At 63.0% G+C, this 20,169-nt stretch carries 14 protein-coding genes and 1 tRNA gene; 10 read left to right on the top strand and 5 right to left on the bottom strand.

Annotated features, from left to right (window positions below; genetic code table 11):
- Window positions 1–6 precede the first annotated feature (6 nt).
- From YWU_RS0103350 to YWU_RS0103330, 5 genes are all read left to right on the top strand, one after another.
- Window positions 7–3,201, top strand: a complete 3,195-nt coding sequence (locus tag YWU_RS0103350) for an ATP-dependent helicase (protein ID WP_169718873.1) — start codon at window positions 7–9, stop codon at window positions 3,199–3,201.
- Complete coding sequence (locus tag YWU_RS0103345; RefSeq protein ID WP_051259975.1) at window positions 3,198–6,572, top strand: ATP-dependent helicase; 3,375 nt, start codon at window positions 3,198–3,200, stop codon at window positions 6,570–6,572. The genes YWU_RS0103350 and YWU_RS0103345 overlap by 4 nt, the downstream gene beginning before the upstream one ends.
- 22 nt (window positions 6,573–6,594) lie before the next feature.
- Window positions 6,595–8,703, top strand: a complete 2,109-nt coding sequence (locus tag YWU_RS14930) for an ATP-dependent DNA helicase UvrD2 (RefSeq protein WP_051260003.1) — start codon at window positions 6,595–6,597, stop codon at window positions 8,701–8,703.
- 18 nt (window positions 8,704–8,721) lie between these two features.
- Window positions 8,722–9,387 carry an NAD(P)H-binding protein gene (locus YWU_RS0103335; protein ID WP_027019346.1) on the top strand — a complete coding sequence of 222 codons (666 nt, stop codon included), beginning with the start codon at window positions 8,722–8,724 and terminating at the stop codon, window positions 9,385–9,387.
- Window positions 9,388–9,538: 151 nt separating this feature from the next.
- On the top strand, window positions 9,539–10,414 hold the full coding sequence (locus YWU_RS0103330) for a GDSL-type esterase/lipase family protein (protein ID WP_027019345.1): 876 nt from the start codon (window positions 9,539–9,541) through the stop codon (window positions 10,412–10,414).
- Window positions 10,415–10,460: 46 nt separating this feature from the next.
- Here YWU_RS0103330 and YWU_RS0103325 read toward each other — a convergent pair whose 3' ends face one another.
- Window positions 10,461–11,342, bottom strand: coding sequence for a hypothetical protein (locus tag YWU_RS0103325; RefSeq protein ID WP_027019344.1), 882 nt, complete (start codon window positions 11,340–11,342; stop codon window positions 10,461–10,463).
- An 87-nt stretch (window positions 11,343–11,429) separates the two neighbouring features.
- Here YWU_RS0103325 and YWU_RS0103320 point away from each other — a divergent pair, with 87 nt between their 5' ends.
- Window positions 11,430–11,954: a SprT-like domain-containing protein gene (locus YWU_RS0103320; protein WP_027019343.1), complete on the top strand. Its 525-nt coding sequence runs from the start codon at window positions 11,430–11,432 to the stop codon at window positions 11,952–11,954.
- Between the two features lie 33 nt (window positions 11,955–11,987).
- On the opposite strand, the gene YWU_RS0103315 is transcribed toward YWU_RS0103320, so the two are convergent.
- Window positions 11,988–13,427, bottom strand: coding sequence for a zinc-dependent metalloprotease (locus tag YWU_RS0103315; RefSeq protein WP_027019342.1), 1,440 nt, complete (start codon window positions 13,425–13,427; stop codon window positions 11,988–11,990).
- 159 nt (window positions 13,428–13,586) lie between these two features.
- Between YWU_RS0103315 and YWU_RS0103310 the strand changes: the two genes are divergently transcribed.
- Window positions 13,587–14,615, top strand: a complete 1,029-nt coding sequence (locus tag YWU_RS0103310; RefSeq protein ID WP_027019341.1) for a YlbL family protein — start codon at window positions 13,587–13,589, stop codon at window positions 14,613–14,615.
- Between the two features lie 271 nt (window positions 14,616–14,886).
- Here the strand turns inward: YWU_RS0103310 and YWU_RS14925 are convergent, their stop codons facing one another.
- From YWU_RS14925 to YWU_RS14915, 3 genes are all read right to left on the bottom strand, one after another.
- Window positions 14,887–16,320, bottom strand: a complete 1,434-nt coding sequence (locus YWU_RS14925; RefSeq protein WP_051259974.1) for an alanine/glycine:cation symporter family protein — start codon at window positions 16,318–16,320, stop codon at window positions 14,887–14,889.
- A 67-nt stretch (window positions 16,321–16,387) separates the two neighbouring features.
- The gene (locus YWU_RS14920) at window positions 16,388–16,732 is read right to left on the bottom strand and encodes a fluoride efflux transporter FluC (protein ID WP_051259973.1); all 345 of its coding nucleotides are present in this window, start codon (window positions 16,730–16,732) and stop codon (window positions 16,388–16,390) included.
- Window positions 16,732–17,097 (bottom strand): fluoride efflux transporter FluC, encoded by a 366-nt coding sequence (locus YWU_RS14915; protein ID WP_051259972.1) that lies wholly within the window; start codon window positions 17,095–17,097, stop codon window positions 16,732–16,734. Before YWU_RS14915 ends, YWU_RS14920 begins: the two co-directional genes overlap by 1 nt.
- A gap of 92 nt (window positions 17,098–17,189) precedes the next feature.
- Here YWU_RS14915 and pgm point away from each other — a divergent pair, with 92 nt between their 5' ends.
- The 3 genes from pgm to YWU_RS0103275 all read left to right on the top strand — a co-directional run bounded on the left by pgm (window position 17,190) and on the right by YWU_RS0103275 (window position 20,144).
- Window positions 17,190–18,857 (top strand): phosphoglucomutase (alpha-D-glucose-1,6-bisphosphate-dependent), encoded by a 1,668-nt coding sequence (pgm, locus tag YWU_RS0103285; RefSeq protein WP_027019340.1) that lies wholly within the window; start codon window positions 17,190–17,192, stop codon window positions 18,855–18,857.
- A gap of 160 nt (window positions 18,858–19,017) precedes the next feature.
- The gene (locus tag YWU_RS14910) at window positions 19,018–19,836 is read left to right on the top strand and encodes a DsbA family protein (RefSeq protein WP_051259971.1); all 819 of its coding nucleotides are present in this window, start codon (window positions 19,018–19,020) and stop codon (window positions 19,834–19,836) included.
- 235 nt (window positions 19,837–20,071) lie between these two features.
- Window positions 20,072–20,144, top strand: a tRNA-Ala gene (locus tag YWU_RS0103275).
- Window positions 20,145–20,169: the final 25 nt, after the last annotated feature.

Genomic DNA, 20,169 nt, shown 5'->3' with positions numbered 1-20,169 from the left:
CCGCGGGTGCGGTTGGTACCCGCGGGATCTCCCGTACCAAGGCAGTGGGACGGACCTGCGGCAGCACTGTTTCCAGGCGATGGTCGCCTTGATCTTGAGGGATCGCCCTGGGCGGTGCTCGGCGGCCCGGGAACGGGCAAAACATCACTGCTCACTGACCTTGCGATCGCACATGTGGCGGCCGGTACTCCTGCGGACGGCGTCCTGTTCATCGCACCGTCGAAGGAGTCTGCCGGTCGGATCCGGGATGATCTGGCGGCACGATTGCCGGAAGAGGCAGCCGGCGCTGGCGGCATGGTGCGCGCGGTGCACTCGTTGGCGTTCGCATTGGTCCGTGAATCACGGGTACGCCGAGGTGAGCCCGAGCCACAGTTGATGCCTGGTGCTCGGCAAGACTCGTGGATTCAGACCCTGCTGGAGGGTGAGAACGAGGATGACGTGGAGGAGTGGCCGGATCGGCTGCGCCCGGCCGTTGGGATGCGTGGTTTTGCCCGTCAGGTCAGGGACCTCATTTTGCGTGCGCAGGAGCGAGGACTTGGAGCGGTCGAACTGACCGAACTCGGCGAAAGCGAGCGTGTCCCGGAGTGGACCGCAGTTGGTCGATTCCTCAACCGCTATCAGCAGGCAGTTCGCCTGACCCACAACAATGACCTCAATGCTGCCGAACTTGTTAGCGCCGCACTGGCAGAGATTGACCGTGACCCCGGCCTGATCGAACGCCTTGCAGTCGAGGTCTTGTTGGTCGACGATGCTGAGCACTTGGATCCACAGTCGGCCCGGCTGCTTACCGCGGTGTCGGACCGCGCCCGTGTGACAGTGGTCTCCGGTGACCAGGATCAGTCGGTACTAGGATTCCGTGGCGCTACTGACGACTACCTCGAGTCGATCGCCACGAATGGACGCACGGTACTGCTTCGGCGTTCGCTGCGGTGCGATGGTGACGTTCTGCGGGCAGTCGCTGGTGTAGCGGACCGACTGCCGGGACTGCGAGAGCATCGCAACCCGATCGGTCGCCATAGGTCTGAGATGGAGGATGGAGAAGGGGAGAAGAGGGCGTCGTTAAGCGTGGAGGTGTTCTCCACCGGAACGGCCGAACGCGCTGCCGTCGCCGACTTCTTGCGGCGGGCGCACGTGGTCGACGGCGTGCCGTGGGGCGAGATGGCCGTGCTGTTGCGCTCTGGTGCAGCGGACTCGCCTTTGCACCGGTCCTTGGCCCGTGCGGGAGTGCCGGTTCAGGTTGATCCCACAGACGTGATCCTCTCCGAGCAGCGCCTGGTGTCCGCATTGGTGCTGGCGATGCGAGCGATCACCGAACCGCTGGAGGAATCCGAATGGGAGGCGGTGCTGACCGGACCCTTTGGTGACGCTGACCCGGTGACCATGACGCGCCTGATGCGAGGCGTGCGCCGTGCGGAGCCACGAACCCGAGCAATCGAGCGAATCATCGCGCTGCTGTCAGCCGTGCGTCTCGACGAGGACGATGAGGACCTGTTGTCCAGGCTCGGCCAGCGCGAACGCATGGTCCTAGAGAGGCCCCTGGAAGTCCTAGCCGCAGGGAGGAAGGCGATCCCCGAAGGCGTGGAGATGGTGCTCTGGGCGATGTGGGAGGCCTCCGGCCTGGCGGATCACCTGATGGCTGAATCGTTGCGCGGCGGTGCGGCGGGGTCCTCTGCGGACCGTGACTTAGATGCAGTGATGACACTTTTCGACTTCGCTGGTGACCTGGTGGAGCAAGCACCAATGATGTCGGTGCCGACGTTCATCGGGAAGGTGCGGGAGCAAGAACTGCCGACAGGTGCTCGTGATCGGCGTGGCGTGCGCCGGGACGCGGTGTCGGTGATCTCTGCACACGCCTCGCTCGGCAGGACCTTCCGTGCCGTGGCAGTAGCTGGGGTGCAAGAGGACGTGTGGCCGTCGACGTCTCCGACCGGAACTGTGGTGCGTCAGCAAGAACTGATCGATCTGCTCGACCGAAACATCGCTCCGGGCATACCGGTCTCGCACACCACGGCACGGCTCGCGGAGGAGCGGAGGTTGTTTTATGTGGCGGTGACGAGATCGTCGGGAAGCGTTTTGGTCACTGCCGTTGACGCACCGGATGACGAGGGTGAGCCGAGCCGTTTCCTGGGGGAGCTGAACGCCGAGGCGGTTGCAGTGACCGATGCGGCCGAGGACACCGCTGCGTCAGTGGAGCAGATCTCGGAGATTCCCGAACTGCCTGCGACTCGAGACCTTGCGCCGCGAGTGCTGTCCGACGGACCCCTCGTTGCGGAACTTCGCGCAGCCTCCTTGGATCCGACCGCAGGTGAAAGCAGACGACGCCGGGCTGCAGCTCAGCTCGAGCGGATGGCTGCGGCCGGATTCCCTGGGGCCGACCCGGATTCCTGGTGGGGACTGGAGGAGCAGAGCACTGACGATCCGGTCAAGGAGGGCACGCTCAACGTAAGTCCGTCCACCGTCGACAGGATGTTGCAGTGCCAGTTGCGCACCATGCTGGAACAGTCATCGCGCGGAGACGCACTTGTGCTCGGCAGCACCTTCCACCGCGCAGCACAGGCACTTGATGAAGGAGTGGGGTACGCAGACGTGGAGGAGGAGCTCCGATCTGTATTGCCGCGGCTTCTCGACGAACCCGCCTGGCGCATGCCCGTGATCCAGGAAGAATGGGCCGAGGCCTTGGAATCGTGGTGGTCATGGGCGCAGGCGCAGACTGTGATCGGCACCGAGGTGCCGGTGGAGGTCATGGTCGCCGATGGGGTGACCGTTCGAGGCAGAATGGACCGATTGCAGACTGATGCTGATGGCCGCTACGTCATCATCGACATCAAGACCGGTGCCTCCGCACCCTCTGCAGAAGAGACCGATGGCAATGCACAGCTCAAGACGTACCAACTGGCGCTGTCGAAGGGCCGGGTGCTGACAGAAGCCTCAGGCACAGTCCGGATTGTCTCCGACGCCGATGGTGACGGCCTGCCACTTGGCGGTGCACATCTGGTGTTCCCGAGAGACCGACTGTCTGCCGGAGCGCCAAAGACGCGCGAGCAGTCCGGACAAACTCCAGAGATGCTGGAGGAATGGCGGGAGACCGTTTACGCTGCCGCCGAAGGATCACGAGGCCCGACCGCCCTGGCAACACCGGGCACCTGGTGCGACAACTGCATGGTGCGCCTGGCGTGCCCCACAACGAAGGGAATGATGTGACCGAGACGGAGACGGGCCAGCAACAGCGGCCCGAACGCAGGGAGATCGACCCGATCACCCTGTCCCGGATGCTCGGGCAGAAGTTCGCACCAACAGCCCAACAAGCGGCGGTTATTGGTGCGGCCCCTGGACCACTTCTTGTGGTGGCAGGCGCCGGTGCGGGCAAGACCGAAACGATGGCTGCTCGCGTGGTGTGGCTCGTCGCAAACGGACATGTGCGCCCAGAGGGAGTCCTCGGGCTGACCTTCACGAGGAAAGCAGCGCGTGAGCTGGGCCAGCGCATCCGACGCCGGCTTATCCAGCTCGCCTCAGCAAGGGCATTTCGAAGAGTAGCCGCCCCCGAAGTGCTCGAAGCCCTAGAAGCGATCGCACCAACCGTGTCGACCTATGACGCCTATGCAGGGGATCTTGTCTCCGAGTATGGCCTGCTGCTGCCGGCCGAACCTGCCGTCGACATCCTCGATGAGGCGACCCGGTGGGTCATCGCCCGCGACGTAGTCCGCGATCGCGCCGGGCTGGATTCGCGCCGAGGCGTGGATGACCTCACCGAACGACTGTTACGACTCTCTGACGAGATGGACGGCAACCTCGTTGACCCAGTGGAGGTGCGCGAACAGGCAACATCGTTCCTGCACCTGGTGGGCCAGACTCCGCCGTCGAAAAGACAGAAGAAGGACCTGCACTCGGATTTGGTGAAGGTCGTCGAGGCTCAGAAGGACCGCCTGGAGCTGCTGCCACTGGTCGCGGTGTTGCAGGAGCGCCTCGACGAGGCCCATGCGCGCACCTTCGGACGCCAGATGTCGTTGGCTGCTCGGCTCGCGGTGACGGTCGAAGAAGTCGGCGAACGCGAGCGCACGAAATTCCGGGTGGTCATGCTCGACGAATACCAGGACACCTCCCACGCTCAGCGCCTGCTGTTGCGTTCCCTGTTTGCCGGCGCAGCAGTCACCGCAGTCGGCGATCCCATGCAGGCCATTTACGGCTGGCGCGGCGCCACCGCTACCAACCTCACTCAGTTCCCCGAAGACTTTCGGGCACACGACGGCGAAGCAGCCCCGACGCTGCAGCTGACGACCTCCTGGCGTAACCCACCTGAGGTCCTTGCCGTGGCGAACCACGTCTCTGACCGAGCCTTCGACGGCAAAGCGCGGACCGTGGAACCTCTCGACCCACGCCCTGGTGCCACAGCTGGCGAGGTCGATCTGGCGATGCTGCCGACCCGTGAAGATGAACTGTTGTGGGTCGCGCAGCAGATGGCTCAGGAGCTCGCAGCGGCAGAAGAGGAGGGCCGAGAGCTTTCGGCCGCTGTCCTTGTCCGTCGCAATGCTGACTGCACGGCGGTCGCCGAAGCACTTACTGCAGCCGGGGTCCGTTCCGAGATCATCGGCGTCGGAGGACTGTTGCGAATCCCAGAGGTGGTGGAGCTGCTCTGTCACCTGCGCATCCTCGTTGACCCTGGCGATGATGAGGCGATGCTCCGGATTCTCACCGGTCCTAGGTGGCGGCTCGGTGCGAAGGACATCGCGGCGTTGTCGCGGCGCTCGCGGCAGCTGGAGTCCTACGGCAGGAATCGCGCTGGCATCGATGACGAAGCGGAAGAGGCCAGTGCGCTGCAGTCGCTGATCGATGATTTCGACCGCCTCGTTGAGGACTACGACGCCCCTCCGAGCGGCCTCGGATACGCCGTGGCCGACCCGGCGATTGGCGATGACCTCTACTCAGAGACCGGTGCCCAGCGCATCGCGGAACTCGGTGAAAAACTGCGCCGACTGCGCCGTTGGTCCCTGCGTAAACCGCTGCCGGACATCATTTCTGACGTGGAGGAAGAGTTCGGCCTGCGCATCGAATTGCAGGTCGCTGAAGGTCTCGCAGAAGGTGCCGGTCCGGTTCACTTGGACCGCCTAGCGGATGTCGCGGCGGAGTACGCCTATCGCTCGGACGGGGATCTCGCTGGATTCCTTGGTTATGTCGAGCGCGCCTTGGCTCGGGACCGTGGACTGGAGCCAGGCCGGGTGAGGGTCCACGGCAATCGCGTGGAGATCCTCACCGTCCACAAGTCCAAGGGATTGGAGTGGGACGTGGTGGCGGTGCCGCACGTGACCCATTCGGTGTACGACACCACGATGTCGAAGACTTGGCTCACCAACCCGGATCGCCTGTTGCCGGAATTAATTGGCGAGGAGGATGAAGCGCTCGATGGCTCTCCGATTCTAGATGCTGCCGGAGCAGAGGATCAGGGTCAGCTCTCTGCAGCAATCAAGGCGCACAAGGCCGACCTCAAGGCAGTGGAGCTCGCCGAATCGGAGCGGCTCTTCTACGTCGCAGTCACCCGTGCCGCGCGCCGGCTGCTGGTCTCTGGTTGCTTGGTGCTGAACCCCTCGAAGAAGGCGTTGGAGAAGCCATCTGCGCACCTGACGGCGCTCGGGACGCGTTTCCCGGAGGCCGTTGGCACCTGGGCGGAGCAGGTGCCTGAGGCACCTGAAAAGCAAGAAGAACTGCTTCCCGACGGCTCCGTCCCCTGGCCCACCGACCCACTCACCGGAGTACGCCACCGGTACGAAGACGCCGTCTCCTTCATGGAAGAGGCCGCCCGCGGTGAGGGCGCAGAACCGATCACCGGTGATCTGTCCCGAGTCTGGGCAGATGAGGTGGACTTGTTGATAGAGGAGAGGCGCCGACGGATCGCTGAGACTCTTGACGTGCCGATGCCGGTGCAGCTCTCCACCAGTGAATATCAGTCGATGCAAGCGGATCCGGAAGTATTTGCGCGCAGGCGGGCCCGCCCGGTGCCATTCCAGCCGAACCGATTCGCGCGCCGCGGAACCGCTTTCCACGCATGGTTGGAGCGTCGCGTTGATTCGGTGATGTTCCTCGATGAAGAGGAGCTGGCGATGTTGGCCGGCCAGGACACTCCGGAAGACGTACCCCTGGAGAAACTCAAAGAGAAGTTCGAGCAGAGCCAATGGGCTAATCGGGTGCCGGAATTTGTGGAGGTCCCGTTCGACATCGGTATCGGTGGGCTCCGAGTAGTCGGGCGTATTGACGCCATCTTCAAGGTCGACGGACGATGGGTCGTCGTAGACTGGAAAACTGGACGAAAGCCCACCGGGCGATCCGCTGAACTGGCGGCACTGCAGTTGGCGGTGTACCGGTTGGCGTGGATGGATCGTCGTGCGGCGGTGGGGGAGAACCTCGGACCGGACGATGTGCGGGTGGCGTTTCATTACGTGGCATCCGGGGAGACGGTTGAACCAGAGTCCCTGCCGAGCCGTGACGCGCTGGCAGAGGCGCTGCAGGAGGTTGGGATGGAACCGACCGAGCCCGAGGCAGTCGGGGCTGCACGAGACCGGAGCGATGATCAGAACAGATGAGTAGAGGTGTGAAGGAATGTCGATAGCCGACTTGGCCGGACTCGACGCAGACCAGCGTGAGGCCGCCACGGCCCCGTTGGGACCGGTGTGCATTCTCGCCGGTGCTGGTACCGGTAAGACCCGCACGATCACCCACCGGATCCATCATCTTATCGACCAGGGGTTCGTCAGTCAGAACAAAGTTCTGGCGGTGACATTCACCTCCCGCGCTGCCGGTGAGATGCGAGACCGCCTCCAGCGGATGGGCACTCCTGGTGTCCAGGCTCGTACCTTCCACGCCGCTGCGCTGAGGCAGTTGCGCTACTTCTGGCCACAAGTGGCCGGGGATCTTCAGTGGCGGCTATTGGACAACAAGTTCCCGCTGGTTGGCCGGGCTACCCGCGCCGCGGGGATCGACAACTCCACTGAAGCGGTCCGCGATGTACTAGGTGAGATCGAATGGGCCAAAGCGATGCTCATCTCCCCGGACGGTTACGCCCAGGCGGTGGCTGAACGCGGCCGACCCTCGCCGTTCCCGCCGGAGCGGATTTCTAAGGCATACCGCGCCTACGAGAGCTCTAAATCCTCCGAGGAGGGCATGCTCCTCGACTTCGACGACCTCCTCCTGCATACCGCCGGTGCGATGGAGAATTCCCGTGCTGTCTCAGAGGAGTTCCGGGCGCAGTACCGCAGTTTTGTCGTCGACGAGTACCAGGATGTCACCCCGCTGCAGCAGCGGGTTTTGGAGGCATGGCTCGGCGACCGCGATGACCTCACCGTCGTCGGCGATCCCAACCAGACGATTTACTCCTTCACCGGAGCAAGTCCCCGCTACCTGCTGGATTTCTCTCGGAAGTACCCTGAGGCGACTGTTGTGCGACTTCAGCGGGACTACCGCTCGACTCCTCAGGTCGTGGACCTTGCGAACAAGGTCATCGACCAGGCCACCGGGCGGCTCGCCGGTTCGAGGCTGACACTGATCGGACAGCGTCCAGAAGGACCGGAGCCGACATTTACCGAATATGACGATGAGCCGACGGAAGCAAATGTCGTCGCAAAGCGAATTCGCCGTCTGATGGACGGCGGAGTGGAGCCCTCGGAGATCGCGGTCCTGTACCGCATCAATGCGCAGTCGGCTGTGTTCGAGCAGGCACTGTCCGAGGCGGGAGTGCCGTACCAGGTTCGCGGTGGCGAGGGTTTCTACCAGCGCCGGGAGATTCGTGAGGCCATTACCGCCATCATCCGTTTCGCCCGCACTGGGGATCTGGAAGAAAAGGGCCGTGGAGCCCAGCTCGCCGTTGCCGTCCGCGAGACCCTCGCCCCGCTGGGTCTGACCGCTGAAGAGCCAGAGGGTGTCCAAGCCCGCGAGCGTTGGCAGTCCCTCGGTGCCTTGGCTGACCTGGTCGACGAACTGGTCCATGTAAACCCAGACTTGGACGTCAATGGACTTCTTGGGCAACTGCGCACCCGCCAGGACGCCAAGCAGCCGCCGACATTGCGCGGCGTCACCTTGGCCAGCCTCCACGCTGCGAAGGGTTTGGAGTGGGACGCGGTGTTCCTCGTCGGTCTTGTCGACGGCACTCTTCCTATCCAGCACGCGCTGAAGAAGGGCGAGAGCTCCGAGGAAGTGGAGGAGGAGCGGCGCCTGATGTATGTCGGTGTCACTCGCGCCCGGGAACACCTGGAGCTCTCTTGGTCCCTGGCACGGCAGGAAGGGGGCAGGAAAATTCGGAGGCGTTCGAGGTTCCTAGATGGCGTCGGATTGCCAGAGGTTCGTCCGGCCGGATCCAGCAAGAAACGACCGACCGTCTGCCGCAATTGCGGCAAGCCATTGGCCACCCCCGCGGAGAAGATCATTGGTCGCTGCGAGAACTGCCCGTCCACGGCGGACCCCGCTCTGGTGGACGCATTGCGCGGCTGGCGATCTGAGACTGCCCGGGAGATGTCGGTGCCGGCGTTTGTGGTGTTCTCTGACGCGACGCTGGTGGGCATCGCGGAGATGCAGCCGAGCACACCAGGTGAACTTATGCGGGTCCCTGGAATCGGAGAGGTGAAGGCCAATCGATTCGGTGAAGGGATCGCCCGTTTGGTGCAGAGCTGGAAGGGCTCGCAGGGATCTGGCGGGGCTGCGGACGTGGACGCGGGCAGCTAACGTCCCTAGCCTGGGGACATGAAGATCTACGTAATTGGAGCCCACGGAAAAATTGCCCTGCAGACCCTACCGAGGTTGACGGCTAACGGCGCGGACGTCGTTGGTATCTTCCGCAACCCGAACCACTCCTTCGATGTTGAGGCACGGGGCGCTGAGCCCATCGCCGTTGATATTGAGGGGCTAGACGCATCTGGTTGGAAAGACTTGCTTTCCGACGCCGACGTGGTCATCTGGGCCGCCGGCGCCGGCGGCGGCAACCCGGATCGGACCCGCGCCGTTGATGAGATCGGGGCGAAGGCCTCAATGGACGCGACCCCGAAGAACGCAGCGTTCATCATGATCTCTTACTGGGGCTCCCGTGCAGATCACGGTATCCCTGACTCCGAGACCTTCGTCCACTACGCCGATGCAAAGGCCGCGGCCGATGAGCATCTTCGTGAGTCCGGACTGAAGTACGTGATCATTAAGCCTGGCTCGCTCACCGAGCAGCCCGCGACTGGTGTCTTCATCGGTAGCGATGACGTTGAGGTCCCTGAGGGAACTAAGCGGGAAACCGCTCGTGAGTTGGTTGCTGCGGTGATCGAAGAGATCGTCAACAACATCGATTCCTTCAGTGCAGCCGAGCTCGGTGTTCTTGATGGGGACGAGCATGTTGCGGACGCAGTCAAGGCTGCAGCCAAGTGACACACGACACCTGAGAGAATCCATAACGTTCGGGTGACAAACGTTATGGATTCGTTGTAACGTTGAGCAGTCAGGGCCGACATACAAGACGTATGTGTTGGCAGGGCTTCAGTAAGCCCGGAGAACAACCCGAACTTTCAGGAGATTCCTCGTGCGTTTGAAGTCCATCGTCGCGTCCGCCGCGGCAGCACTCATGGTTGGCGTCGGCATCGTCGGTGTTGGCACCGCGACTGCCAACCCGGGCAAGACCATCGCTCTGGGTGACTCGTTCATGGCGAACCCGGACATTCCGGCCTACCTGCTGTCGCAGGTGGCCACCGAGGGCATGGACCTGCCGGACAACGTTGGCACCGAGGGCTGTGGCCGCGATGCCCACGGCATCCCGCAGCGCCTGGGCGAGCTCACCGGTAATACGATCGTGGACTACTCCTGCCCGGGCGCCGTCATGGCCGCTGAGTTCCACCCGAACAGCATCCAGGCCCAGGTCGACCGCGCTATCGCTGAGAACCAGATTGCAGACGCCACCGAGGTCATCATCATGGCCGGCTTCAATGACTCCTACAAGGAGATGGACATGGGTGTGGCTCTGGCTGACCCGGCCGCCTCCACCGACTGGGGCCGCAAGACCACCGTATCGGTTGGTGCAGCTGAGCACGCCGTAAATACCCTGCGCCAGGCCGGTTTTGATGGCGAGGTTAAGTTTGTCGGTTACCCGCAGATCACCGAGCCGGGTACGGACAACATCTGCCCGGCTAACGTTGTCCCGGGAGCACAGACCCGTATCCCCTTCGCTGCAGCAACCGCCATGGAAAACTGGAGCAACGACATGCTCACCCGGGCGGCAGCTAACACCGGCGGCCAGTTCGTGAATATCGCTGCACAGACTCAGGGCAACCACATGTGTGCCTCGGATGCTGACCGTTACGTCACCGGTGTCATCGACACCACCAACACCGGCGCACAGTTCCCGCTGCACCTGACTCACACGGCCAACCAGGCCATCGCTCAGATGATCAAGGACGCCTAAGTCTTCATCTCTGCGATAGACCCCTTCCTTCAGGAAGGGGTCTTCGTCATATTCGGGCAGGTTCGGCTGCCGCTAGTCGACACACCGGGCACCTCTCATCCGGGATGATCCGGTGGAACACAGAGGTGAGACTCTCCGGACAAATCTCGACCTCGACCCCAGCCAGCGCTCGGCCGTCTGTGGGTACATGCGCCATGAGGACGGCAATGGTCGCGTCCACGACCGGTCGGGAAGCGGTCGGGTTAGTCGACTGCAATTGAATTGCCAGTGCAGCCCGTGCCGGATCAGCCCGGATCCTCTCGGCTTCGACACAACTGGGGCAGCGTGACTCAAAACGCGCAGCACACCACGGCCCGAGCACACCCCGGCCATCGCGCATCCGTAGGCCCACAAACGGCACCGCCGCCCGACGCAATAGCCGCAGCAATTCGGTGTCTGGGATCTCCATTCCCACCAATATGACCAGGTCCGGAATCTCTGCTGCCTCGGAGACATCACCATTAGCCAATTTGGTGGCCCATCTGGTCGTGCGCGGGCCTGTTGCCCGTTCTGCAACGCGGCCTCCACGGGATCTCAATGCGGCGGCGACAGCTCCGCGCAATGCGATCGCCCCGCCTTTGCCGATCACCAAGACAGCCGGCCATTTCGCTCCATTTCGGGTTGCTGCGAATCCAGCGTCGACAAGGTCACGCAACAGGTCGGTGATGACGGAGGTGGGGAGGCCGGAGTGGATCAGGGCGTCGTAAAGCGATGTTTTTTCCTCTGGCGACCGCAGGTCCGCCAGGAGCGGCGTGAGCACTGCACCAGGCTGCACCCCCTCCGGCAGTTCCAACACCAGTGCCCGTGCCGGGTGCACGCCGAATTGGATGCGCCCGCCCGGACGCAAGAGCACCTGCGTTCCAGCCAGTAACCGGACAGAATTCACCATCGCAACCCCCGTTCGCTGATGAACTGAGCAAAACACACCCACTCGGATTGCTCCACCTGAACGGGGCTATATGTCTACGCTGGGGGTATGACCGCCCAGACGCCTGATTACGGCCCGGACATCGAGATCCGGCGATCGAACCGACGGCGCAAGACCCTCCAAGCCAGGGTCGAAGGGCGCCGGACGGTCATCATGGTCCCCGCAGGGATGGATCCCGAGGACGAAAAACGCCAGGTCGCGCAGATGGTGGAGCAACTCCACAACCGAATCACTACATCGCTGGACAACACCGCACTGGAGAAGAAGGCCCGGCGCCTAGCCAGGGTTGTGCTGGAGGGACGGCCGCAGTTCGACTCGATTCGGTGGGTGAAGAATATGTCGCGGCGCTGGGCCTCGGTGAGCCTGGAGAAGGGCAACGTGCGAATCCGCGTATCCCACCGGCTGGCAGAAGTGCCTGAATACGTGCTTGACGACGTCATCGTCCACGAGCTCGTCCACACCTTCATCGCCACCGGCCATTCCGATGAGTTCTGGGGCTGGGCGCAAAAAGCCCCTCACCACGAAAGGGCGAGGGGCTATCTGGAGGCCTATCAGCGCTGGGGTGCGCACTAGGCCGGACCGGGAAGAACCGGCCGCGGCGGGGGGCTACTTGTTGTCGTCGTCATCCGGTGCGTCGCGGCCTTCTTCGGCTTCCTTGCGCAGCTGCTCTTCTAGCGCTGCGATCGGGTCGAAGTCATCGTTGTCGGCGCTGCCGAGAATGCCGTCGATGAAGGAAGCCGGGTTGTCTAGGTCGTCGGCGACCGGGAGGAAGTCCGGGTGATCCCACACGGCGTCACGGCGCTCGATGCCAACCGCGTCCGTGAGACGGCGCCACAGGACACCAGCCTCGCGAGTCTTCGGGGCAGCCAGGTCGATGCCAGTGGCCTTCTCCAGTGCCTTCTGCGCGCCATCGGTGGCGCGGCGGCGACGCCAGGCTTCGTCGATCTGCATGGCGTCTGGGAGACGCTCTCCGAGCGAATCCATGACAACCACATCGACCCAGCCTTCGACCAGAGCGAGCATCGTCTCCAGACGAGTACGGGCGTGCTGGTTAGAGGAGGTGACCTTTGGAGTCATGTCGATGTTCTGGAAGCTCTGCATTGCCTCCTGGATCTTCGACGGGTCCTGCAGTGACTCCAGGTCGAATCCGCGGGCAGCCTCTTCGATGGAGGAGAAGTCCATGGTCAGGCCATTGGCGTATTCCTCGATCGCGGCAATCATCCGCTCGGCGAGCCACGGGACGCGGTGGAACAGGCGCTGGTGGGCGGCCTCGCGGGCGGTGAGGTAGACAGTCAGCTCGCGGTTAGGCTGCTCGAGCTCCTCCGCCAACGCGGTGATGTTGGTGGGCAGCAGTACAGCGGCACCGCTCATGGTCAGCGGAAGGCCGAGGTCCGATCCGGTGAGGGAGGACTTCGCCAAATCTGACAGAGCGTTGCCGAGCTGCGCGCCGAAGTTCATGGAGTTGACGCGGTTGAGCATCCCCAGCATCGGGCCCATCATCTGACGGGCTTCTTCTGGCAGGCCTGCGAGCGAAGCATCGTTCATCTTCGAGGCCACCGGATCAACCACGCGCTTCCACGTTGGCATGGTGTTTTCCAGCCACTGGCGGGTGTTCCAGCCCTCTGCCCGGTCGGCGCCAACCGGCAGCACCGTGGAATCGTCCAGCCACAGTTCGACCAGACGGAGAGAATCCGTCAGCGCCGTTCGCTGTGACTCGCGGATCGGGGCAGGGTTGCCGATCTTCTGCAGGGCGATGCGCTCGGCGGCGCCGTGATCGACGGCTCCACCCTGCGGGTTGTCCATCTGCTGGCTGAAGCCGGACAGCATCTGCCCAAACTGGTTGAGGATGTCCCCGAGACCACCTGGACCATTCGGCCCACCCTGCTGGTCGCCGTTACCTGCGTTGCCGCCGGGCTGGCCGCCGAAGCCGAAGCCGCCCAGGGGAAATCCGAACATGCCGAACGGGTTGTTCGGGTTGTTCTGGTTGTCGTCCTTGCGCTCGTCATCGTCGTCGTTGGAGGAGAATCCGAAACCCTGGTTACTCATACCGCAAGGGTACCGGCGCGAGCTGAGGGGAGAGGCAGTCAGAGGAAATCCTCGCTAAGGGCGAACACGGGAATTCCCTGAGACTGGGGCCGCACACACCGCCAGGCCACCACGGGCGGGTACCGACGCGCAGGGGGCGAACCGGTATCGTTAGCCAGTGTGAATCGCCGACTTCAAACACTGATCGTCGGCGCTGTCCCCGTAGTGGGCCTGGCAGCGCTGATCGCCTCGCCGCTGGGGACCGTTCCGTTCGCCTCTGAAGGGCCGGGGCCGCTGGTCAACGTGCTGGAAGACGTGGAGGGCGAACCTGCAATCGAGATCACCGGCGCAGAGGTCGACATCGCCTCGGAGGGGCAGTTCGACCTGACTACCGTGGCTGTTACCCACGGGCTTAACCTGCCGGCGGCCATCGCGAAATGGGCGGATCCCGAACAGCGCATCGTGCCGATTGAGACGATCTTCCCGTCTGGCATGAGCCAGGACGAGGTGCAAGAACGCAACCTGCAGGCCTTCACCGATTCTGAGGCCAATGCAACTGCCGCGGCGTTGGATCACTTGCAGCTGCCGATGGAAGTTGTCGTCGCATTCGTCCAAGAAGACGGTGTGGCAGCAGGGGAGCTAGAAAAAGGCGACGTCCTCGTGCGTGTTGGTGACGAGGATGTCACCGGCCCGGACAGCGTCCGCGACCGAGTGATGGGGATGGCGCCGGGAAACTCTCTTCCCGTCGTCATCAACCGGGATGGCAATGAGGAGCAGAAGGAGATCGTTCTGGGGGAGAACCCTGACGATTCCGACGCAGGCTTCCTCGGCATCGGCATGTCCACCCAGCCAGGCGACGGCATGCAGATTAACTACAACGTCACCGGAATCGGCGGGCCGAGCGCCGGCCTGATCATCACGCTTGGCGTCATCGACAAGCTTAGCGAAGGCGACCTCACCGGTGGCAACGCTGTCGCTGGAACCGGCACGATTGATGCCTCGGGCTCCGTCGGAGAGATCGGTGGCATCACGCACAAGATCACCGCTGCCCGGGACGCTGGCATTGAAATGTTCCTGGTTCCCTCTGGCAACTGTGCAGAGGCGACCACGGCGGACGCCGGTGACATGACGCTGTACGACGTCAGCACCCTCGACGAGGCACTCGTCGCATTGGACGACCCGGAGTCGGCACCGACCTGCTCCGAATAATCACGGACTAGCCCGAAGGGGCGTGAGAGAGCACCTGTAAGTGGCGGCGAGTTCTTTCTGCCGTGCACCCCGTATCGGTGCACCCCGTGACGGGAGGAATCTCGTCGGCGTTTGTGCAGGTCGCTGATTCCTGGATTCCTCCGATGGCAGGGGCTACCGGGAAGCCTGGGGCTGTCCGGTGTGGCGCAAACGTTGAACGACAGAAAATGCCCCGCGATTCCAATGGAACCGCAGGGCATTCGTTGCGCTGAGCGCAAGAGCTGGCCGAGTACTATTTCTTCGGAGCCTTAGACATGTCGTCTCCGACGAGAATCTGGGTGCGCTGCCACTCTTCGACCTGAGCGGCGGTGGCACGCAGCTGCGGGTCGAAGGACAGGTAGGCCTTCGTCTCGCGGGCAATGAGTCCGGAGAGGATCACCAGGCCGATGAGGTTCGGCAGCGCCATCAGGCCGTTCAATGCGGAGGCGAACGCCCAGACGGTCTCAAGCTCCAGGGTGGCACCGATGAGGACAACGAAGGTGAAGACCAGCCGGTAAGGAATGGTGCCCCTGCGGCCGACGAGGGACTCAAACGAACGCTCGCCGTAGTAGGACCATCCCAGCATCGTAGAGAAGGCGAAGAACACGATGGACAGAGCCACGATCGACCCGCCCCAGTGGCCTGGTAGGCCGTTGGAGAATGCATTGGAAGTCATCGAGCCGACGTCTTCGGCACCTTCGCGCCAGGCCCCGGTGGTGATGATGACTAGGCCGGTCATGGACACGACGATGATGGTGTCGATGAACGTCTGGGTCATGGAGACCAGGCCTTGACGCACCGGGTGGGTGGTCTTCGCGGCGGCGGCGGCGATGGCCGCAGAGCCCATGCCGGACTCATTGGAGAACAAACCGCGGGCGACACCCATTTGGATCGCGAGGATGATCCCAGCGCCGAGGAACCCACCGGTGGCGGCGCTACCGGTGAAGGCGTCGGTGAAGATGAGGGCAAGGGCGGCAGGAAGTGCGTCGACGTTGGCGATGAGCACCCACACAGCGGCGCCAACGTACAGCACGATCATCATGGGGACGAAAGCTGCGGTGACGCGGCCGATGGACTTGATGCCGCCGAGCAGGACAGCGCCGACACCGACGAACATGATGATGCCGGATACGACCGGATCAACGCCGAAAGATGATTCCAGGTTGGTCGCCACGGCGTTCGCCTGAGTCATGTTGCCGATGCCGAATGCGGCGATGGCGGCGAAGATCGCGAAGATCAGCGCGAGTGCCTTGCCGAAGCCGTTCGGGATGGCTTTCTTCAAGTAGTACTGCGGACCACCGGACTGCTCACCGGCGTCATCCTTGGTGCGGTACTTGACCCCCAGGAAAGCTTCCGCGTACTTGGAAGCCATGCCGACGAGGCCGGTTATCCACATCCAGAACAGCGCCCCGGGGCCACCAATACCTATGGCGGTGGCGACACCCACGATGTTGCCGACGCCTACGGTCGCCGCCAGTGCGGTCGAGAGCGCCTGATACTGGGAGATGTCACCCTCGCCACCGTCGTCGTTGCGCTGGACCAGCCCCAGACGCAGACCAGCGCCCAGCTTCCGGAACTGGAGGAATCCCAGACGGAACGTGAGCCAGAGGCCGGTGCCGAGCAGCACCGGAATGAGGAGGAATGGGCTCCAGACGAAACCGTCGAGCCAGTTGAAAAACTCAGCCATGAGAGAACCATACTGTCTTCCTGAGATTTCGCCGTGAATAAACCCACTGAAACCCGAAAAATTCAGGTTAAAGAACGGTTCCGATTGTGTATCCCACGGTGATGGCGGTTACGCCCGCGAGCAGTGTTGCCCCCAAATACCCCAGTGCTGTCCCGTATTTGCGGTCTAGCCAACTCTCGCCGACTTGAGCTGCGAGCGTCGACCAGGTCGATAGACCGCCCGCCAGACCGACCACGATCACGACAGTCAGCGCCGAGCCAGAGTCAAGCCATCCAGTAGCCAGACCTGCGACTAGACAGGCGACCGTGTTGGCCGCGAAAACTCCAGGACGACCCCACCCGGAGACCAGAAGCCGCAGCACCGAGCCGACCGCACCGGCCACGGCAACGAGGAGAACAAGGGACCACGACATCAGGGGGCCACCTTCGGTGAGGGGCCGGATCGAGCACGTGTGTTGTCAGTGGCTACCTTCATCGTGCAGTACACCAACGGAGCGAACAGAACTGTGACGATGACCGCCGACCAGCTCTCGGAGGCATGAAGCTCGAAGGCAGAGAACGTAGTGAAACCGCCGAGGAATCCAGGCCCGACTAGCGGCCACCAAGGACCGGAGGGCGCTAACGCCGATGCCGCTACCCCCATCAATGCGCAGCCAATGAGATTGATGGCGACGGTCGCCCAGACCGCATCCCACGGGCCTTCAGTCAGCAGAAACCGTGCGGTCGTGCCCGCTGCACCTCCGATGGCGACCAGCGCGATCGCACCACTTCGTTTCATGGGCAAGAGGCTACCCCTGCGCGGTCGGGCAAATCCGGGAACACTGGTAGCAGGCGCCGGCGCGACAGGCCCCGGCTGAACGAGGAGGAACCATGGCTCACGAACGTGCAGGACAGACCGCGCTTCCCGACGATCTCATCGACATCGCAGAACTGGTCACCGCGTATTACACCCGGACTCCGGATGTGGAGAACCCTGATCAGGCAGTGGTGTTCGGTACATCCGGGCACCGTGGTTCCTCCCTGGACACCTCGTTCAATGAGGCCCACATCCTGGCAACTACCCAGGCCATCGTTGATTACCGGAAAAATCAGGGGATCGAGGGGCCGGTGTATGTCGGCCGTGATCCGCACGCGCTGTCCGAGCCGGCGATGATCTCCGCACTGGAGGTTCTCACCGGTAATGGCCTCACCGCGCTTGTTGACGCCGACGGCCGCTTCACCCCAACCCCCGCAGTTAGCCACGCGATCCTTACCCACAACGCGAAGCTTCCGGGAGGTCCTACTGGCGGCGATAAATCGCGTGCCGACGGCCTCGTCATCACCCCGTCTCATAACCCGCCCCGTGACGGCGGCTTCAAGTACAACCCGCCCAATGGCGGCCCGGCGGACGCCGGCGCCACCGACTGGATTGCAGAACGAGCCAATGCGTACATCGCGGACGGACTCGCTGGTGTGGAGAGGAACTCCGTTGGGAGTGTGACGGGAGGGGGAGAAGGGGGCGTCGTAAAGCATGACTACATGGGCAACTACGTCGCTGACCTGCCGAACGTGGTGGACCTTGACGCGATCCGCTCCGCAGGAGTGCGGATCGGCGCAGACCCGATGGGTGGAGCGTCGGTCGATTACTGGGGGGCGATCTCGGACGCGCACAACCTAGATCTGACGGTTGTGAACCCGCTTGTCGACGCCACCTGGCGTTTCATGACCCTCGACACCGATGGACGCATCCGTATGGATTGCTCCTCGGCGAATTCGATGGCGTCTCTGGTGCAGCAGCGCGATATGTACGACATCGCGACCGGCAACGATGCCGACGCTGACCGCCACGGCATCGTCACCCCCGACCACGGGCTGATGAACGCGAACCACTACTTGGCAGTGGCGATCGAGCACCTGTTCAGCAACCGTCCGGGTTGGGCGCAGGACACCGGGGTGGGCAAGACTTTGGTGTCCTCGTCGATGATCGACCGAGTTGTTGGTGACCTTGGTCGACGCCTCGTGGAGGTGCCCGTCGGCTTCAAGTGGTTCGTCGATGGGCTTTTCGACGGATCCCTCGGCTTCGGCGGCGAAGAATCCGCTGGTGCCTCCTTCCTACGTAAAGACGGCACAGTGTGGTCCACCGACAAGGACGGCATCATCATGGACCTGCTCGCCGCAGAGATCCTCGCCACTAGCGGTAAGACCCCCTCGCAGCGCTATGCCGAACTGACCGACCGATTCGGCACTCCGTACTACTCACGGACTGACGCGGAGGCGAACCGCGAACAGCGCGCTGTGCTCAAGGCGCTGTCCCCGGAGCAGGTGAAGGTCGATTCACTGGCAGGGGAGGCCATTACCGCGAAGCTGACCCGCGCGCCGGGCAATGATGCAGCCATCGGCGGGCTGAAGCTCGTTACCGATAACGCCTGGTGTGCGATTCGCCCGTCCGGCACCGAAGACAAGTACAAGATCTACGCCGAATCCTTCCTCGGGCAGGACCACGTGGAGACGGTCCAGCGCGAAGCGAAGGTCATCGTCGACGAGGTGATCGGGGCTTAACCTGCAGCGTTCTCCGCGCCAGGCTCGGTGACCTCCATTTGATAGATGTCGGCACCCATGCTCTGGGGTGGGGTCGTTGAACTGCTGTGGGGCACCAACATGAACTGATGCTCGGGCGTGTGTTACCCGCTGCTCAGGGTTAGGGGCTACCGTGTAACCCGTGAGCGCGAAGATCAAGAATCCAAATGAGTCAAACAAGGGCTTCCTCATCGGCGTCGGTGCGTTGATTGCCATCGTCGTCCTGGTTGTAGGCGTGATGCTGTACATCGGCCGCAACCAGCCGATCGAAGGCCTTCCCGATGAAGAGGTCGACTTGACCGTCTCCCTCGACGGTGACGCCATCACCTTGCAGTCGCCGAACGCTGGCGACGATGCGGTGACCGCAGTCCTGTACGAAGACGTCTCCTGCCACGTCTGTGCGGACATGGCAACCCAGAGCCACTCTGACCAGGTCGCGGCGCTTGAAGGTGGCGACCTGATCATCGAGTTCCGCCCGGTCGTATTCCTCGACCAGGGCGCGGACGGACACTCGACCCAGGCAACCGCGATCCTGCGCTTGCTCGCCGAGAACGGTGACGCCAACGTCTTCTGGAACTTCCACACCCTGCTGATGGAAGACCAGACCAACGCAATGCGCTGGGACTGGAATGACATGGCAGATCGCCTCGAGGTCATGGGTGCAGATTCCTCCATCGTTGACCAGGTCCGCGACGGCCTGGACCTGGAGGACACCAAGGCTGCTGCAGCCGTGAACGAAGATGGAATTCGCGCGCTTAACGACGGCCAGGTTGCCACCCCGGCACTCTCCGTCGACGGCCAGAGCCTGATGGATGTCATCGGCAGCAACCTCGGCTCCTGGGTCATGGTTGCTCTCGAGGTCGGTCAGTCTGATGCAGGTGCCGATTCCGCTGACGCAGACCAGACTGAGTCTGAGCCGGAGGACGCACAGTCTGAAGACGCGGAGAACTCCGAAAACTAGCCCACGCGGTTCGTGAACTGATTCGGCCCCGCTCCTTCCACCTGGAAGGGTGGGGCCGTTCTCGTTGGTTGCCCCTTTTGGAGCTTCGAGGGAAGCGCCAATAGTGGTGCAGAAGTGGCTCCAAAGTGGGCACCGGACTGGGGTCCAGAGACAGGTACCTGGTGATTTGGGGAACCTCCGCCGTAGCGTGTAGGTTCATTGAAGTCGAAGGAGAGCCTTAGGGCTTGTCTTTTGAGGGGCTATGGCGCAGCTGGTAGCGCACCACACTGGCAGTGTGGGGGTCACGGGTTCGAATCCCGTTAGCTCCACTCCTTGTCGCATTCCCTTTTTGGA

The organism is Corynebacterium sputi DSM 45148 (genome assembly GCF_000427865.1).
GTDB classification, from domain to species: Bacteria; Actinomycetota; Actinomycetes; order Mycobacteriales; family Mycobacteriaceae; genus Corynebacterium; species Corynebacterium sputi.
Note: the sequence above shows the minus strand (reverse complement) of the source record. Positions and strands in the feature narration are given on the sequence as shown.

Bases quoted from the DNA above. Each gene is read 5' to 3' on its own strand.
- YWU_RS0103335 (WP_027019346.1), top strand. From the start codon at position 8,722: ATGAAGATCTACGTAATTGGAGCCCACGGAAAAATTGCCCTGCAGACC.
- YWU_RS14915 (WP_051259972.1), bottom strand. From the start codon at position 17,097: ATGAAACGAAGTGGTGCGATCGCGCTGGTCGCCATCGGAGGTGCAGCG.
- pgm (WP_027019340.1), top strand. From the start codon at position 17,190: ATGGCTCACGAACGTGCAGGACAGACCGCGCTTCCCGACGATCTCATC.
- YWU_RS0103315 (WP_027019342.1), bottom strand. From the start codon at position 13,427: ATGAGTAACCAGGGTTTCGGATTCTCCTCCAACGACGACGATGACGAG.
- YWU_RS0103320 (WP_027019343.1), top strand. From the start codon at position 11,430: ATGACCGCCCAGACGCCTGATTACGGCCCGGACATCGAGATCCGGCGA.
- YWU_RS14925 (WP_051259974.1), bottom strand. From the start codon at position 16,320: ATGGCTGAGTTTTTCAACTGGCTCGACGGTTTCGTCTGGAGCCCATTC.
- YWU_RS14920 (WP_051259973.1), bottom strand. From the start codon at position 16,732: ATGTCGTGGTCCCTTGTTCTCCTCGTTGCCGTGGCCGGTGCGGTCGGC.
- YWU_RS0103325 (WP_027019344.1), bottom strand. From the start codon at position 11,342: ATGGTGAATTCTGTCCGGTTACTGGCTGGAACGCAGGTGCTCTTGCGT.